Consider the following 15989-nt stretch of genomic DNA (forward strand, 5'->3'; position numbering starts at 1 on the left):
CAAGATCACATCGACCTTGCAACAGCCCTGACATCACCGAGGTGCCGGAAATTTACCGTTTCGGGTCAATAGGGGGCTTCGAAAATTCCTCCTGGGAATTCCTTGCGGTCGGTCGTCGGGGATATTTCGCCGGTGGGCCCGGGGGCGCCGAAACTGGTTGGTCCGGTGCCTGCCGCCGGGGCGGTTGCCGCCGGGAGCAGCTGCGCTTCGCAGCGGCCGGCTCGCACTGCGAGGACGATGCGGGCGCCGGGGAGGTCGGCGAGTCCGATGATCTTGGCTTGTCCAGTGGCGGGGGCGCGTCGGCGGCGGCCTGGACGTCCGGGGTGACGGGCGCGGGGGCGAGTTGCTCGAGTGCCCAGGGTCCTGCCGGTCCGTCAGGGGGTGGGTGAGCGCGGCGAGTTGGCGGCGCAGGGCGTCGAGCTCGCGGGTGGTGGGCCGGTTGGGGTCGACTGGTTGGGCGGGGCAGATGCGGGGCTGGCAGCCGGCGGTGGGGTGGGCGAGGCCGGCGGCGGTGTTCCAGCAGGCGTCGGCGGGGACGTGGGGGTGGGGAGTTCGGCGGGGTGCAGGGGGCAGGGGGCGGTGGTCGGTGCGGTAGCACCGTTCGACGGGGTTTCCGCAGGACCGGCAGGCGGCTCGAGTCGGGTCCGGATCGACGACGGCCGGCACCGGTTCGGCGGCAGCGCCGTCCCCGTCATCGCCGGCGGCCTCGACGTGTACGACCGGGTGTGCCTGGGCGGCCACGGCTGCGGCGTGGTGTACGGCGACCGGTCCTGACCGTGGTGGCCCGCGGGCGGTGCGGGGGGACTGTGCCGTTGCGCCCTCGGGCCGGCCGCGCAGGGGTGCAGGAAAGTCGTGGCCGAAACGGCAACCTTTCCGTCCTCTGCGGCCACTGAGTGGTGCAACGTCGACTCGACCTACCGGATCGGACGGACATGAGGGCAACGAAGCACGCCGTCCCGCGGGCGGGGGGCGGGGCGCGGGCGGGGGCTGGGCATGGGCATTGCGTCGGCGCTGGTAGCGATGGGGGTGCTGGTGTGGCTGGCCGTCGTGCTCTTGCCGGGGAGCGGAGGCGGCTCCCGCCGGCCGGCCGCAGCATCCGTCGGAGCCACCCCGACAAGCGCGCCGCCCACCGCCGGCACCCCTGCCGGTGCCACGGCGTCAGCGGCCCGGCCGTCGGTCACGAGCCCCCTGCCGGCACCGGCCGCGGATACTCCGTCGCCCTCCGCGGCCCGAAGCGTGCGTTCGGCGTCCACCGCGGCGCCCCTGCCGGGGCGGATCAAGCCCGGGACGAACTACCGGGGCGTCGCACGCGGCCGACGGCGACGGCGCCTGCCTGTACGGCCCGTCCGGCGATCTCATGATCGCGGCGATGAACCACACCGACTACGAGTCGTCCAGGGCGTGCGGGGCGTACGTGCTCGTCCGCGCCGCCGGCGGGGCGAGCATCACGGTGCGGATCGTCAACGAGTGCCCGCTGCCCTGCGCGCCCGGGCAGCTCGACCTCAGCCGCGAGGCGTTCGCCGAGATCGCCGACTTGTCGGTGGGCCGCCTCCCGGTCACCTGGACGCTGCTGAGCCCCGGCGCGCCGGAGGCGATGTCGATCCGGTACAAGAGCGGGTCCACCCGGTGGTGGTGCGGGATCCAGGTGATTGGCCACCGGAACCCGGTGGCGGCGCTGGAGGTCCGGGCCGGCGGCGGCTGGCGGCACTTGTCCCGCACCGAGTACAACTACTTCCTCTCCCCGGACGGCAGCGGGTGCGGCGGACCGATCAGGGTCACCGACATCTACGGGGAACGGCTGACCGTCGACGGGATCGCGTTGCGGCCGGACGTCGCCCAGCCGGCCAAAGTCCAGTTCGCCCGGCATTGACCGTACCGCCGGCCGCCGGGCCGCGCGGGCGGGCCGGCGGTCCCCCTGTGCGGACTCGGCGAAGGCATCAGCTCGGATGAGCAGGCGCCCGCAACAGCTCGGGATTCCGGCCTGCCGTACCGCCCGGACGCCGCTCACGCATCACCGGGTCGGGCGGCGACCGGGCCCCTTCCCGGCGACGGCGGAGTCCGGAGCCGCCGGAAAGCCGCAGGTTGCCGCACCAATGCTCCGGGGCGGTCGCCTGCGGTCTCCGCCCCCGGTTTGTGGGCGGTGCCCTGCGGCGGCCCCGTCGTCAGGCCAGGGCTGCGCCGGTTCCCGCGATCACCTCGGGCCGCAGCAGGGCGGAGAGCGTCTGGGCCGGGAGCAGGCCCTTCTCCAGGACGAGTTCGGCCACGCCCCGGCCGCTGGCGAGGGCCTCCTTGGCGATGTCGGTGGCGGCTGTGTACCCGATGTGCGGGTTCAGGGCGGTCACCAGGCCGATGGAGTTCTCGACGGTCGCGCGCAGGGTCTCGGTGTTGGCGGTGATGCCGACCACGCAGCGCTCGGCGAGGGTGAGGCAGGCCGCGCTCAGGTGCGTGACGGACTTCGACAGCGAGTGCAGGATGATCGGCTCGAAGGCGTTGAGCTGGAGTTGGCCGGCCTCGGCGGCCATGGTGACGGCGACGTCGTTGCCGATCACCTCGAAGGCGACCTGGTTGACGACCTCGGGGATCACCGGGTTGACCTTGCCGGGCATGATGCTCGAACCGGCCTGCACCGCCGGCAGGTTGATCTCGCCGAGGCCCGCCCGGGGGCCGGAGGACAGCAGGCGCAGGTCGTTGCAGGTCTTGGACAGCTTGACGGCGATGCGCTTGAGCACCCCGGACATCTGGACGAACGCGCCGCAGTCCTGGGTGGCTTCGACCAGGTTGGCCGCCGTGACCAGGGGCAGCCCGGTGATGTCGGCGAGGTGGCGGCGGGCGGACTCGGCATATCCGGTGGGGGCGTTGAGGCCCGTGCCGATCGCCGTCGCGCCGAGGTTGATCTCGTGGATCAGCTCGACGGCCTCGGCCAGCCTGCTGCGGTCCTCGTCGAGCATGACGGCGAAGGCGGAGAACTCCTGCCCGAGCGTCATCGGTACGGCGTCCTGCAGCTGGGTGCGGCCCATCTTCAGCACGTCGCGGAACTCGACGGACTTGCGGGCGAAGGCGTGCTGGAGGACGGCCATCGCCTCGAGCAGGCCGCGTACCGCGTAGACGGTCGCGATCCGGACGGCGGTCGGGTAGACGTCGTTGGTGGACTGGCCGAGGTTGACGTCCTCGTTGGGGTGCAGGTGCCGGTACTCGCCCCTGGCGTGGCCCAGCAGCTCCAGCGCCCGGTTGGCCACCACCTCGTTGGCGTTCATGTTGGTCGAGGTGCCGGCGCCGCCCTGGATGACGTCGACGACGAACTGGTCGTGCAGCTTGCCGCCGCGGATCTCGCGGCAGGCGGCGACGATCGCCGCGGCCTTCTCGGGCTCCAGCAGGCCGAGTTCCTCGTTGGCGAGGGCGGCGGCCTCCTTCACGGCGGCCAGGGCGTCGATCAGGTGCGGGTAGGCGGAGATCGGCGTGCCCGTGATGGGGAAGTTCTCGGTGGCGCGCAGGGTGTGGACGCCCCAGTAGGCGTCGGCGGGGACGTCCCGGTCCCCGAGCAGGTCGTGTTCGCTGCGGGTGGCGGCGGTCATGGCGTGCGGGTCCTCTTCCTGGGCCGGGTGAGCGGGGTCGTGGCGTGGTTCGGGTCGGGCGGGGGTGAACACGGTGTGCGGGTCCAGCGCCGCCACCGGCCGGATTCCGCCGACGGGCCGGCCGCCGCCGGTCATCGGCTCGCCGGCGAAATCGGCCAGCAGCCGCGGGTCGACCCCCGCCCGCGCCAGGGCGGCGGCCGCCACCGGAACGCGCGCCCGGTCCGCCCCGTCGGCAATCTTCACGGCGACAGCGCGGCCGTCCGGCAGTGCGGCGATCTGGACGCCCTCGAAGCCGTCCTTGGCGAGCAGCCCGGGCACCGCGCGCATCAGCCCGGCCCCGTCCCGCCCTGCACCGGAGGCCATCTCCGGGTGGCCGCGCAGCGCATCCGCCACCCGGCGCTCGGCCGTGCCCGGCGGCGCCGCGGCGATCCGGGCGGCGGCGCGGGCGAGGCCGTGCAGGGACACCGAGAACAGCGGGGAGCCGCAGCCGTCGACGGTGACGTTCGCGATGCGCTGCCCGGTGAGCTCCTCGACGACCTCGGCGATCGCCTTCTGGAGCGGGTGGGCCGGGTCGAGGTAGGTCTTTGGCGGCCAGCCTTTGAGCGTGCAGAGGTACAGCATCGCGGCATGCTTGCCGGAGCAGTTCTGGGCGAGCCGGGACGGCGGGCGGCCCTCGCGCACCCAGGCGTCGCGGGCGGCCTGACCGTACGGCAGGTCCGGGACGTTGCGCAGGTCGTCCTCGGTGACGCCGGCCAGCTCGAGGATCCGCCGGGTGCCGGCGAGGTGGCGGTCCTCACCGGAGTGGCTGCCCATCGCGAGGGCCAGCAGGTCGCCGTCGAGCAAAAGCCCGGCCCGCACCATGGCGACGGCCTGCACGGGCTTGAGGGCCGACCGCGGGTAGCAGGCCGCCTCGATGTCGCCGATGCGGAACCCGACCTCGCCGTCGTCACCGAGGACGACGACGGAGCCGTAGTGGATGCCCTCGACCACACCGCCCCGGGTGACGTGGGCGACGGGTGCGTGCAGGGGTTCACGGATCGCGGGCGCGTCCGCGGGGAAACTGCTGCGCATCACTGCCTCGTTCGGTGGTTGGTTGCTGCCGGCCGCGGTGCGGGGCACGCGACGGCCTCGCCGAAGGGGTGCCCGGCCGGATCGGTCGTGCCCGGCCTCGCCGGCTCAGCCGTCGGTCGCGGCGGCGGCGGCGCGCGCGAGGCGGCCGCGGATCGCGTACCAGCCGGCGACCAGCGCTGCGGCGATCAGCGGCACGCACAGCACGGTGGTGCGCGCGGCCCCGCCGTCGGCGTACATGAGGACCAGGACCGAGGCGAGGAAGGCCAGGGTCACGAGTTCGGTCCACGGGGAGCCGGGCAGGCGGTAGCCGGGGCGGGTCAGTTCGCCGTCGCGGGTCTTGCACCAGAACAGGAGGTGGCAGACCATGATCATGCCCCAGGTGGAGAGGATGCCGATCGCCGCGAAGTTCAGCACGATCTCGAACGCATCGGCCGGGACCACGAAGTTGAGGCCGACGCCGAGAACGCAGATGCCGCTGGTGAGCAGAATGCCGCCGTACGGCACCTGACTGCGGCTCATACGGGCGGTGAACCGCGGGGCGGAGCCGTTGACGGCCATGGAGCGCAGGATGCGGCCGGTGGAGTAGAGGCCCGAGTTGAGCGAGGACATGGCGGCGGTGAGGACGACCAGGTTCATCACGCCGCCCGCCGCCGGGACGCCGATGTGGGAGAGCACGGTCACGAACGGGCTCTGGCCGGCGCCGTACCTGTTCCACGGCAGCAGCATCGACAAGAGGACGACCGAGCCGACGTAGAACAGGCCCACGCGCCACATGATCGAGTTGATCGCCTTCGGCATGATCTTCTCGGGGTTCTCGGTCTCCCCGGCCGTGACGCCGACGAGTTCCACCGAGGCGTAGGCGAAGACGACGCCCTGGATGATCAGCAGCATCGGCATCAGGCCGTGGGGGAAGACGCCGCCGTTGTCGGTGATCAGGGACGGGCCGGGTACGGCACCGTCGACCGGGTGCCGGGTGACCAGCAGGAAGATCGCGATGCCCATGAAGACCAGCAGCGCGCCCACCTTCACGACGGCGAACCAGAACTCCAGCTCACCGAAGATCCGCACCGAGATGAGGTTCACGGTGAGCACCACGGCCAGGGCGACGAGCGCGATCACCCACTGCGGGACGTCGGAGAACAGGTGCCAGTAGTGGGTGTACGTGGCCACCGCGGTGATGTCGGCGATGCCGGTGGTGGCCCAGTTCAGGAAGTACATCCACCCCGCCGTGTACGCGCCCTTCTCCCCCAGGAACTCCCGGGCGTACGACACGAAGGCGCCGGAAGAGGGCCGGTACAGGACGAGCTCGCCGAGCGCGCGCACGACGAGGAACGCGAAGAGGCCGCAGACGGCGTACGCGACGAACAGGGAGGGCCCGGCGTCGGCGAGGCGTCCGCCCGCACCGAGGAAGAGGCCGGTGCCGATCGCTCCGCCGATGGCGATCATGTTGACGTGCCGGGGTTTCAGGGACTTGCTGTAGCCGGTGTCCCCGGCGTCGACGTGACGGGTCGTGGGGCGCTTCTCGTCCTTGAGGAACTGCTCGCTCACGCCTCGGGTATGCCTTCCGTGGGGGACTCCGTGCGTTTGGGGCGCACGATGTCGGTGAGGGTGGTCTCGACCCGGTGGAGGTGGTGGGACATGGCCTCGACCGCGTCGTGTTCGGAACCGTCGATCAGCGCCTCGACGATCGCCCGGTGCTCGCAGTTGGACTGCTCACGCCGACCGCCCAGCTCGTTGAGGAAGGTCGACTGACGCGCCAGTGCGTCCCGGATCTCCTCGATGACCCGGCGGAAGACCGGATTGCGGGAAGCCTCGGCCACCGCCAGGTGGAAGACGGTGTCCAGCGCGACCCATGCGGTGGTGTCGGCCTCCCGCTCCATCCGGTCGAGCAGGTGGGCCAGGTGGTCCAGGTCTTCCGGGGTGCGGCGCAGCGCCGCGTAGCCGGCGACCGGGATCTCGACGTGGCGGCGTACCTCGAGCAGGTCGCTCGCGGCGTAGTCGCCGAAGGTGGGGTCCTCGACCGTGTTCGCCACGACGAAGGTTCCCTTGCCGGTCCTGGAGACGGTCAGGCCCATCGTCTGCAGGGCCCGGAGTGCCTCCCGCAGCACCGGCCGGCTGACCTCGAGGGTCCGGCACAGCTCGGCTTCGGACGGGAGCTTGTCCCCCACGGCGTACTCACCGCGCTCGATGGCGCTGCGCAGGTGGCCGAAGACCGCTTCCATCGCGCTGACGCGCCGCGGGACCGCACCACCTGTCTGGCTGTCTGACAGGTTCACGGGGCGATCATGGAGGTTGCGGCACGGCGGTGTCAAGACACCGGCGTCGGCAGGAGGGCTCCCGGGCGGGCTCCGTTTCGTGCGTGCCCTCCGCTCGACGGCGCGCTCGAGCCGGCGTCCGCGGTGGACCTCGCGTTCATCAACGGGCACTAGGGTGCCGGTCATGTCCGGTGATTTCCGAAGCGATGTTCCGGTCCGTGGAGTTGCGTCGGTGCGCGGGCGGTTGACCGATCCGGGATGGCTTGTGAAAGGCGACCCGGAGCAGGTCATGGCGGCGTTGGAGGGCGCTGTCGGGCCGAAGGAGGTGGCGGCGGCTGCCGTGTACCGGGCGTCGGGGCATGTGCACCGCGACGCCGGTGCACAGGTGCGGCGGCAGCTGCTGGCGCTGGACGCCGCACGGTACGGGAACCGGGAGCTGGTGAGAGGCCTCACCGAGGTGCCGCTCCGTCAGGAGGAGGACGATTCCTGGGCCGTGCAGTGGGCGACCGGTACCGGCCTGGACTCCCGGCTGCGGTATGCGTTGTCTGCGCCGGCCGAGGTGACTGCGGTGGCGACCGTGGTCGTGGAGGGCCGTGGACTCGCTGTCGCCGGCTGCGAGGACGGCACGCTGCACTGGTGGGATCCGGCCACGGGCGAAAAGCTCGGCCGGGCCGCAACCGATCACACCGGCGGCGTGCGTGATCTGGCGACGGCGGTGCTGGACGGCCGGCCCGTCGCCGTGACCGGCGGCTCCAACGGGACGGTCCGGGTATGGGACCTCGCGGAGGGAGAACCGGTCGGCGAGGTCCGCGCCGACGACGGCGGCCGAATCGTCTCGCTCGCCACCGCACCGGTCGAGGGCCGGCCCGTCGTGGTCGCCGGCAGCACCGACGGCATGCTGCGGGTGTGGGACCTGGCCGCCCTCACCCGCAGCGGTGAGCTCCTGACCATCCACACCGGCAACGTGCAGGCTCTTGCGACGGCGGTGGTGGACGGCCGGCCCGTCGCCGTCACCGGCCACGCCGAAGGAGCCATCCGCAGGTGGGACCTGATCACGGGACGGGAGTTGCGCACCCGGGGCGACGACGCCGGGGATTCCCGCCCCGTCACCGATCCGGCGTCCGACCGCCCGACGGCCGCCGGCGGAGGCAACGGCGGTGGCGACGGGATGCGCCGCTGCGTCACCCCGGAGATCAACGCCATGACGCACCTCCTGGCAACGGACCCGGCGTTCGAGTGCCCGGTGGCGATCGGCGCCAACACCTACGCGACGTACGTCCGGAACCTGGCCACGGGCGAGCAGGTGGGTGAGCCCGGTCCGGGGTTCGCGCAGGCGGCGGCCCTGACGGTGCTCCACGGCCGCCCCACCGCCCTCGTCGGGTTCGCCCTGCGCGGGCCGGTCGCGGTGTGGGACCTGTCCGCCCGCAGGCACCTGCACCGGCCGCTGACCGGCCACGAAGGGACCGTGCGGGGAGCGGCGACGGCCGTAGTGCAGGGGTGCCACCTCGCAGTCACCGGCGGCGACGACCGATCGGTTCGCATCTGGGACCTCGACGGTGAAAAGGAGGCGGACAGCCGGCCGGCCGGTCATGCGGGGCCCGTGCAGAAGGTCACCGCGGCAGTCGTGGACGGCCGCTGCGTCATCGTCACCGGCGGCTCGGACACGAAGGTGCGGATCTGGGACCTCGACGGTGGGGCACAGCTCGGTGCGCCCCTGACCGGCCACACCGCCGCCGTGGACCTGCTGACGGTGGGCACGGTGGAGGGGCGGCCCACCCTCCTCACGCGCGACCGGCACGAGACGGTGCACGTCTGGGACCTGGCCACCCGGGAACAGCTGCACGGACGGTCGACGAGCGAGTACACGAGCCCGTTCATCCGGTCCTTCGCGGCAGTGGAGGGTCGCTTCGTCGCCGTGACCTCGGAAGGACGCGTGTGGGACCTTGCCGCGGGTGCATGGATCGGAGTGCAGCCGAAGCAAGGCGGCGCCCTGGCCCTGGAAACGCTCGAAGGCCGCAACGTCATCCTGACCGGACACAGGACGGAAACGGTCCAGCTGTGGGACATGGCCACGGGTGAACAGACAGGGCCGCCCATGACGGGGCACACCGGCACGGTGTCGGCCGGCGCGGCGGGGATGCTGGACGGTCGCCTCATCGTCGCCGCCGGAAGCGGCGACGGAACCGTGCGCGTGTGGCACGCCACCACAGGGCGGCAGATCGGCACGTACGCGTTCCCCGCCGCGATCGGCGCAATGGCGGTGGCCCCGGACGGGCGGCTGGTGGTCGGTTTCGGCTCGGACATCGCGGTCCTGACCCACCGTTGAGCGGGTGGTGGACGACACCGGCCGCAGCGGTCCGCCTGCGCCAGGCCGCGCCAGGCCGGGTCGGCCGGGTCTTGGTACGGCCCGGGGCTGACCGGGACTCCGAGGGACGCCGCGTGTGCGGCCAGCGACGTCCGACGTGCTGCACGGCCGGCCGCTGCAGGACGCGGGCGTCCGCTGCCCCGCTGCCGGGGCGGGTCCCCCGCCCGAACCGAACAGCCCTCTGCCTCCTGGTGGTCGGTACGGCCCGGCGCGCCGGGCGACCCGTCCGGCGCACCGCCCGGCCCCGTCCCGGTCCGGAGACCCGCCCCCAGCCACGACCTACCGACGATCAGCGAACCTGACCACCGCTCAAACAACCTGACCGGACCCGATCAGCGCGCCCGCAACCCAACAAACCACCAGGTCGAACGGGCATCCCGGAAGACGACCGAGCCACCCACCGGTGCCGCAGCCAAAACGGCGCCCCGAAACGATCGGCACCCGGAACCGATCAGCCCAGCTCACCCCACCCTGGTCAGAAAAAGCGCCCCCGCGCAGCTTGGCCAGTGCCTCGTTGAGCAGGATCTCGCCGTCTTCCTGGCTGCGGCGCTGCCGGACGTAGCCCAGGTGCGTCCTATAGGGGGCGTGGCCCTGGGCGACGGGCACGTCGTCGGGGTCGGGGCCGGCGGGCAGACCGCAGCTGCGGCAGTCCCACACCTGCGGGACGACCGCCTCGATCGCGAAGCTGATCTGGGTCCGGTGGCCGTTGCCGCACCAGAACGACACCGCTGTACGAGGGGCGAGATCGCCGCGCTCGGACTCCCCCATCGGCCCCGATCCGATCCGCGCACCCCTGATGCCGCCACGTCCCTGTGCCACGATCGCTCTCCTCGGCCATGATGTCCACGCCTCGGATGTGCATGGGGACGCCCAGCGTACGGCCACCGCGGCCACCCGTGGGACGCCACCCAGCAGCAGGCCAGGAGCGGCGCCCCGTGCATCGACACGGGCGCGCCCCCGGCCACCGGCCAGCGCACCTTCTCGTCGTGCGTAGACAGCGAAACTCGACCGATCCGCAGCTGCTTGGCGCAGTGACATCCTCGGGAAGTCCTACTGGCGTGCATAGCTCAGCGCTGCGGGCGCAGCGCGCCAAGCGGGAGAAGAATGAAGACTGGAGCGGTCCTCACTGGCACTGAGGAGACCTTCATGGCTCACACTGCGCGAGTTCACCGCCTGCACATCAGCCGGGACGTGCTCGTTCCGGCGGCGGCACTGGTCCTGCTCGGGGGCGCAGCGGGTTGCGGTACCGGTTCGAGAACCCCGGCCGGGGCCGGTTCGGGCGTCACCGTGGCAAGTTCCGTCGCCTCGTCGGCTCAAGCCACGGCATCGGCTGCACTGCTGACCGCATCGCAGTTGCAAGCTGCCCTGCTCACGGCGGCCGAGCTGGGGCCGGCGTTCACGGTCTCCAGCAGTCCAGTCGCCACAGCAGACAGCAGAAGCGAAGCCGTCGCGGGCTGCGAACCGCTGGCAGGCATGCTGAACGGTGCTCCGAGCACCACCCAGCAGGTTCACCAGAACGTGCTTCTCACCGCCGGCGACACCGGACCCTTCGTCGCGGAATCGCTTCTCACCGAGAGCCCAGAAGCTCTGACCTCCGACTACGCCCAGGCTCGTGGGGCCCTCGCCTCCTGTCGCACCCTGATCTTTCCGACCGCTGCCGAGCCCCTGGTGTTCACCCTGAGCCCCATCAACTTCGGCGGCCCCGGCTCGACGGCAGCGCGTATGGACGCCACCTACCGCGGCGTGCAGGTCAACGGATACCTCGCCATCGAACGACTCGGACCTGTGGCGCTCACCTTCGCCTACTTCCAGGTTGGCAGCGGCTCCTCTCAACTGGCCTCTGCCTACTACAGGCAAGCCGTTGACAAGATCCACCAAGCCCTCGGCCCGACCACCACCGCACAGCCCACCAACTGACAACATCTATGGCCGAACAATGAGAGCCCTCTCCCCGCCGGACGGCCGACCACCGCCAGCCATTCACCCGAAGGCTGCCCCGGGTCGATGGCGCGAGCCGCGTACTGCGCGGCGGCCGGGTGCAGGGCGGAAGCATCGGGACCGTCGCCCTAGTGGCAGTCGTGGGCTTCGTCGCAGCCCGCCTGCAGATCCACTGACAGTAGATGCAGTCGGCAGGCCGGGTCGTAGTCCGCCTCCGGGCGCCACTGGGCTGCGGGCCTCGTCGTGATCTCCGTAGGCCTACGAAGATCACGCTTGAGCCGGGCCGGGTGATCACCCGGCCCGGCCGCCGCCTGGCGAGCTCCGGCGAGCGGGACGCTGAGCAGCGTTCCGGGCTCTCCGGCGGGCCACGCACCGCAGGATCGTCGAACGTCAGTACGATTCCGGCCGTAGGCAAGCAGACGACCTTCGATTATCCCGACGACCTGCAGGATGCGCAGCGCACGCTGGAAGTCGCGCAGGCTGCGCGCTTCGCATTCCTCGCCTCCGCCCCGAAGTGGGTGGAGCCCGTCGCCGAGCGGATCCTGCCGGACGGCACTGTCGTCCCGGCCGAACCCGGCTGGGACGAGGAGCAGCGCCGGGAGAGCCATCGGCTGCTGGCGGCCGAGCAGGAGGCCTCGCTGGTCGTGTGGGCGCACCCGTTCTGGGAGAGCGTGCAGCGGGCCGGCTGGCCCGGTCTGGAGGCGGATCAGCAGGACCTGCTCATCGCGATCGGCGTCGAGCCGGACGCCGAGCTGGCCGCGGCGTGGCAGGCCGCCGAGGCGTGGCCGAAGACGTCCTGTACGGACCGCTTCCAGCAGAGGCCTGGCCGCCCTCGCCGCGTCGTCAAGCGGGAAGGCCACGTCCGGGTCCCGCGCCCACACAAGGAGCCGCTGGAGGTGGCGGTGATCGGCCCCGGCGGCCAGGAGAGCACCGAGGTCGTCCATGTCGGCCTCGGCGCGTGGCTGAACAACCAGAAGGCACCTCCTCCCGAGCCCTGGGATGCCACCCGGGAACGAGCCCGGGGCGGAAGCCACCTCGTACAACAATGACTACCCTTGGGTCCTCGGCCCGACCGCCGCCTGGTCTTCGTGTGCTCGGTTCCCGATGAGGGCGCCGCCGGTTCTTACGGTGGTGGCTGTCTCGGCCCTCGGCTCGGCTGCTGGTGGCCGTCCTGCCGCTCTTCACGGGCTGCTGCGGTGACCGGTTGGTGGGTGGCGGGGTGATGCGGGCGGGTGCCGGTCGGCTGTCGGATGCCTGCGGTGGGGTGGTTCAGTGCCGGAGCTCAGTCAGCCAGGGGTAGTCGGCGGGGTTGCGCATCTGCTTGAGGCAGAGGTGCAGTCCGGCGTCGTCGTCGACGTCGCGCAGCCACGGGACCGGTGCGAGGAGGGTGTTGAGATCGTCGGTGGCTGCTTCGTCGAGGAAGGCGTCCAGGTCGGCAGGGATGGGGTCGTTTGTCAGGCAGAGCCAGGCGAGGGCGGCGCTCATGCGGACGTCGACCGGCCGGGCGGTGTCCTGCCAGCGGGCGTGCATCAGCTCGGTGGTTGCCGGATCGCGATTCTCGAAGGCGAGCTGGCCGGCTGCCAGGACCAGGCAGGCCCGCACCACCGGGTTGTCCTCGGCGGCGAGGCGGATGTTGAGCGCGGCCGGGACGGCGGGCGGCGCGGCCGGGGCTGCGGCCAGTGCGTAGGCGGTACTGCTCCGGACGACGGGTTCGGGGTCGTCCAGCAGGGTCAGCAGCAGGTTGGCGTCCGCCGCCACCGCCTCGCGGGCCGCTTGCACGGACCAGTTCGCCAGATAGCCGCTCGGCTCGATGGACATGGTTTCGGTGGGGTGAGCGGCGCGCAGCAGGCCGGTCCGGGTGCCGTCGCCGAAATGCTGTCGGCGCGCGACTGCGGCGATCAGCAGCAGGACGTCCGCGCGGTGGTGGGGGTGTGTGGCGGCGATGCGGATCAGGAACGGGACGGCCAGCGCGCCGGCCGCGGAGCTGGTGCCCTGGTGCCAGACACTGCCCCACAATGCCCCGAGGGCCCGGTCCGCGGTCTGCATGTCGCCGGTACGCAGTTCTTCCAACAGGCCTGGTACTTCGGAGCCGGACCCGCAGTTGTGGTCGAAGAGGTCGAAGGGCACCGCATCGTAGCGGAAGCCGTCCTTGGCGGCGGCGGGCAGGGCAGCCACGATTGCGCGAACGTCCTGGTCCGTGCCCGCGTGGAATTCGGCCCCGCCCTCGTCCAGTACGTGGGGAACACCCCCGCCGCCCCGCCACGATCCGGAACTCCGGTTGGTGCCCTGTTCTGCCGTGGCTGCTGGTGGAACGAGCAGTTTCAAGATCCGCTCGATGTCGCTCTGTCCCGCAATCGACGTGGTTGGCGACGACAACAGTGCGGACTTCTCCCCGGAGGATTCGAGCAACTCGACCACCTCCTCCACCCGTCCCGTTCTCACCAGCCGCTGGGCGAAATCCCGGCAGATCCGGCGCAGTTCCCGCATGGTCTCGTCCGACTCGTTCGGACGGATCAGCGCCAGCGCTTCCTCCGTCCGCCTCCACCGGAGCAGAACCTCGGTAGCCTCCCGGAGGGCAGCAGGCGGTCCCGCCTCGACGAACGGTGCCAGGGCGGTCCAGGCCCACTCGAACTCACCGGCCTCGCACAGGCCGCGCACCGCCGCCTGGGCGCAGAACCAGTCCCCCCGCTCGTGTGCCATCTGCACCACTAGGTCCACATGGCCCAGTTCGAGAAGGGTCCCCACCTTCTGCGGGGGAATTCCCTCCCCATCCTGTACGCGTCGCCAAAGATCGTCCATGTCCACATGGGCAGCCTAGAAGCCCCCGCCGACACCACTCGGCGCCGCCATGGTGCCGGCCGTGGCCGACAACACCTCTCCTCCCCGTCGGCATCACTCATCCCCCGCGGACGGGCCGACCCGACCTCACACGGGTGTACCGGCGATCAGCGAACCTGATGGCCGCTCAGGCAAGTCGGCCAGGCCTGATCGGCACACCAACAATCCGGCGGTCTCCAGGCTTTACCAGCGTCCGGGGGGTGGCAGCCGGGACCAGGTCCGGCGGCTGAAGGTCCTTGGGGTTTGCTGGTATCGCGTCGCCTGTCGCCGTAGCCCTGTCCTCGCTGGGCGGGCGGGCCGGGCTGGGCTGGACTGGGGGCCGTGTCGGGCGGTGAGGGCGCGGCCGACTCGGGCCAGCTGTTCTGTGGTGGGGCAGAACAGGTTGACGGGGGCAGTGCAACGCCGGACGGCGCAGGAATTTCCAGCGCGTCGGCAGGGGGTCTGTACGGTGACCGGTGTATCTCCCGATCAAGGAAGAGCACCTGATGAGCGACGTGATCGCCTCGGTTGAGGCGGTTGAAGAGGTCCGGCGGGTCGAGCTGTCGGCGGACCTGCTGGACGACCAGTTGATCGGGCAGCTGGTCGACCGGGCCCGAGCGAAGGGTCTGCAGTTGACCGGCGAGGGCGGACTGCTGCAGCAGCTGACCAAGCGCGTGCTGGAGTCCGCCCTGGAAGGCGAGATCACCGACCACCTCGGATACGAGAAGCACGATCCGGCCGGCGCGGGCAGCGGGAACTCCCGCAACGGTGTCCGGTCCAAGACTGTGCTGACCGACGTCGGACCGGTCGAGATCGACGTGCCCCGAGATCGCGGCGGCAGCTTCGAGCCGCAGATCGTCAGGAAGCGCCAGCGGCGACAGACGGGTGTGGACGAGATGGTGTTGTCCCTGTCCGCACGGGGTCTGACGCACGGTGACATCTCCGCGCACCTGGCCGAGGTCTACGGGGCGAGCGTGTCCAAGTCGACTATCTCGACCATTACCGACAAGGTCATGGACAGGATGGCCGAATGGCAGAACCGCCCGCTCGACGCGATCTACCCGGTGATCTTCATTGACTGCATCCACGTGAAGGTCCGCGACGGGCAGGTCGCCAGCCGGCCGGTCTACGTCGCCCTCGCGGTGACCGTGGACGGCACCCGCGACATCCTCGGCCTGTGGGCCGGCGACGGCGGCGAGGGCGCCAAGTACTGGCTCCAGGTCCTGACCGAGATCAAGAACCGCGGCGTCGAAGACGTGTGCATGGTCGTTTGCGACGGCCTCAAGGGACTGCCGGACGCCATCTCGACGGTCTGGCCGCAGGCCATCACCCAGACCTGCGTGGTCCACCTCATGCGGGCATCGTTTCGATACGCGGCCCGCCAGGACTGGGACAAGATCTCCCGCGCGCTCAAGCCGATCTACACCGCGCCGACCGCCGACGCCGCCGAGGAACGCTTCCTGGAGTTCCAGGAGGAATGGGGCGCCAAGTATCCGGCGATCGTTCGGCTCTGGTCGAACGCCTGGGCCGAGTTCGTGCCGTTCCTGCAGTTCGACGCGGAAATCCGCCGGGTCGTCTGCACGACCAACGCGATCGAGAGCGTGAACGCCCGCATACGCAAGGCCGTCCGCGCCCGGGGACACTTCCCGAACGAGGCCGCCGCGCTCAAGTGCGTCTACATGGCCGTCATGAGCCTGGACCCCACCGGCACCGGCCGCAAGCGCTGGACCATGCGCTGGAAGCCCGCGCTCCAGGCCTTCGACATCGCCTTCGACGGCCGACTCTCCGTCGGCCGCCGGTAACTCACACAACACGAGATACACCAGTCACTGAGGCCCCCACCGGGCCGCCCTGGAGATCCAGTACGACGACGCCGACGAGTGGTACACCGTCCAAGACAGCCCCGCTGCCATCTCCTCGGGTAAGGACCTGCAGGCCGTTCACCAGGCCATGCTCGAAGCCGTCAGGAAG

At 71.3% G+C, this 15989-nt stretch carries 11 protein-coding genes and 2 pseudogenes; 6 read left to right on the forward strand and 7 right to left on the reverse strand.

Translation table 11 applies throughout. From position 1 onward, the window contains the following. Positions 1–33 precede the first annotated feature (33 nt). The gene (locus ACQ614_RS00330; protein ID WP_431683793.1) at positions 34–666 is read right to left on the reverse strand and encodes a DUF6083 domain-containing protein; all 633 of its coding nucleotides are present in this window, start codon (positions 664–666) and stop codon (positions 34–36) included. On the opposite strand from ACQ614_RS00330, the gene ACQ614_RS00335 reads away from it, so the two are divergent. Further along, positions 580–774 (forward strand): hypothetical protein, encoded by a 195-nt coding sequence (locus tag ACQ614_RS00335; protein WP_431684125.1) that lies wholly within the window; start codon positions 580–582, stop codon positions 772–774. The genes ACQ614_RS00330 and ACQ614_RS00335 overlap by 87 nt on opposite strands. 583 nt (positions 775–1357) lie before the next feature. Further along, positions 1358–1870: an expansin EXLX1 family cellulose-binding protein gene (locus ACQ614_RS00340; RefSeq protein WP_431676014.1), complete on the forward strand. Its 513-nt coding sequence runs from the start codon at positions 1358–1360 to the stop codon at positions 1868–1870. 292 nt (positions 1871–2162) lie between these two features. On the opposite strand, the gene aspA is transcribed toward ACQ614_RS00340, so the two are convergent. From aspA to ACQ614_RS00360, 4 genes and pseudogenes are all read right to left on the reverse strand, one after another. Then, positions 2163–3572: an aspartate ammonia-lyase gene (gene aspA, locus ACQ614_RS00345; RefSeq protein WP_431683794.1), complete on the reverse strand. Its 1410-nt coding sequence runs from the start codon at positions 3570–3572 to the stop codon at positions 2163–2165. Between the two features lie 78 nt (positions 3573–3650). After that, positions 3651–4643: pseudogene (locus ACQ614_RS00350) on the reverse strand (asparaginase); the annotation flags it as partial. Positions 4644–4748: 105 nt separating this feature from the next. Then, positions 4749–6191, reverse strand: coding sequence for an amino acid permease (locus ACQ614_RS00355; RefSeq protein WP_431676015.1), 1443 nt, complete (start codon positions 6189–6191; stop codon positions 4749–4751). Further along, complete coding sequence (locus ACQ614_RS00360; RefSeq protein WP_431676016.1) at positions 6188–6919, reverse strand: FadR/GntR family transcriptional regulator; 732 nt, start codon at positions 6917–6919, stop codon at positions 6188–6190. The genes ACQ614_RS00355 and ACQ614_RS00360 overlap by 4 nt, the downstream gene beginning before the upstream one ends. Positions 6920–7082: 163 nt before the next feature. Here ACQ614_RS00360 and ACQ614_RS00365 point away from each other — a divergent pair, with 163 nt between their 5' ends. Then, positions 7083–9224, forward strand: a complete 2142-nt coding sequence (locus ACQ614_RS00365; RefSeq protein ID WP_431676017.1) for a WD40 repeat domain-containing protein — start codon at positions 7083–7085, stop codon at positions 9222–9224. Between the two features lie 528 nt (positions 9225–9752). Here the strand turns inward: ACQ614_RS00365 and ACQ614_RS00370 are convergent. Then, positions 9753–10061 (reverse strand): annotated as a pseudogene (locus tag ACQ614_RS00370) (RNA polymerase-binding protein RbpA); the annotation flags it as partial. A gap of 348 nt (positions 10062–10409) precedes the next feature. Between ACQ614_RS00370 and ACQ614_RS00375 the strand changes: the two are divergent. Together ACQ614_RS00375 and ACQ614_RS00380 are read left to right on the forward strand one after the other, a co-directional pair. After that, positions 10410–11180, forward strand: a complete 771-nt coding sequence (locus tag ACQ614_RS00375; protein WP_431676018.1) for a hypothetical protein — start codon at positions 10410–10412, stop codon at positions 11178–11180. 308 nt (positions 11181–11488) lie between these two features. After that, positions 11489–12250, forward strand: coding sequence for a hypothetical protein (locus ACQ614_RS00380; protein ID WP_431676019.1), 762 nt, complete (start codon positions 11489–11491; stop codon positions 12248–12250). Between the two features lie 220 nt (positions 12251–12470). Here the strand turns inward: ACQ614_RS00380 and ACQ614_RS00385 are convergent, their stop codons facing one another. After that, positions 12471–14006: a hypothetical protein gene (locus ACQ614_RS00385; RefSeq protein ID WP_431676020.1), complete on the reverse strand. Its 1536-nt coding sequence runs from the start codon at positions 14004–14006 to the stop codon at positions 12471–12473. A 518-nt stretch (positions 14007–14524) separates the two neighbouring features. Here ACQ614_RS00385 and ACQ614_RS00390 point away from each other — a divergent pair. After that, the gene (locus tag ACQ614_RS00390) at positions 14525–15820 is read left to right on the forward strand and encodes an IS256 family transposase (protein WP_431676021.1); all 1296 of its coding nucleotides are present in this window, start codon (positions 14525–14527) and stop codon (positions 15818–15820) included. Positions 15821–15989: the final 169 nt, after the last annotated feature.

This window comes from Kitasatospora dryopteridis, assembly GCF_050749075.1.
GTDB lineage: Bacteria > Actinomycetota > Actinomycetes > Streptomycetales > Streptomycetaceae > Kitasatospora.

Coding starts and splice junctions, on each gene's coding strand:
- ACQ614_RS00340 (WP_431676014.1), top strand. CDS start 1,358: ATGATCGCGGCGATGAACCACACCGACTACGAGTCGTCCAGGGCGTGC.
- aspA (WP_431683794.1), bottom strand. CDS start 3,572: ATGACCGCCGCCACCCGCAGCGAACACGACCTGCTCGGGGACCGGGAC.
- ACQ614_RS00365 (WP_431676017.1), top strand. CDS start 7,083: ATGTCCGGTGATTTCCGAAGCGATGTTCCGGTCCGTGGAGTTGCGTCG.
- ACQ614_RS00375 (WP_431676018.1), top strand. CDS start 10,410: ATGGCTCACACTGCGCGAGTTCACCGCCTGCACATCAGCCGGGACGTG.
- ACQ614_RS00390 (WP_431676021.1), top strand. CDS start 14,525: ATGAGCGACGTGATCGCCTCGGTTGAGGCGGTTGAAGAGGTCCGGCGG.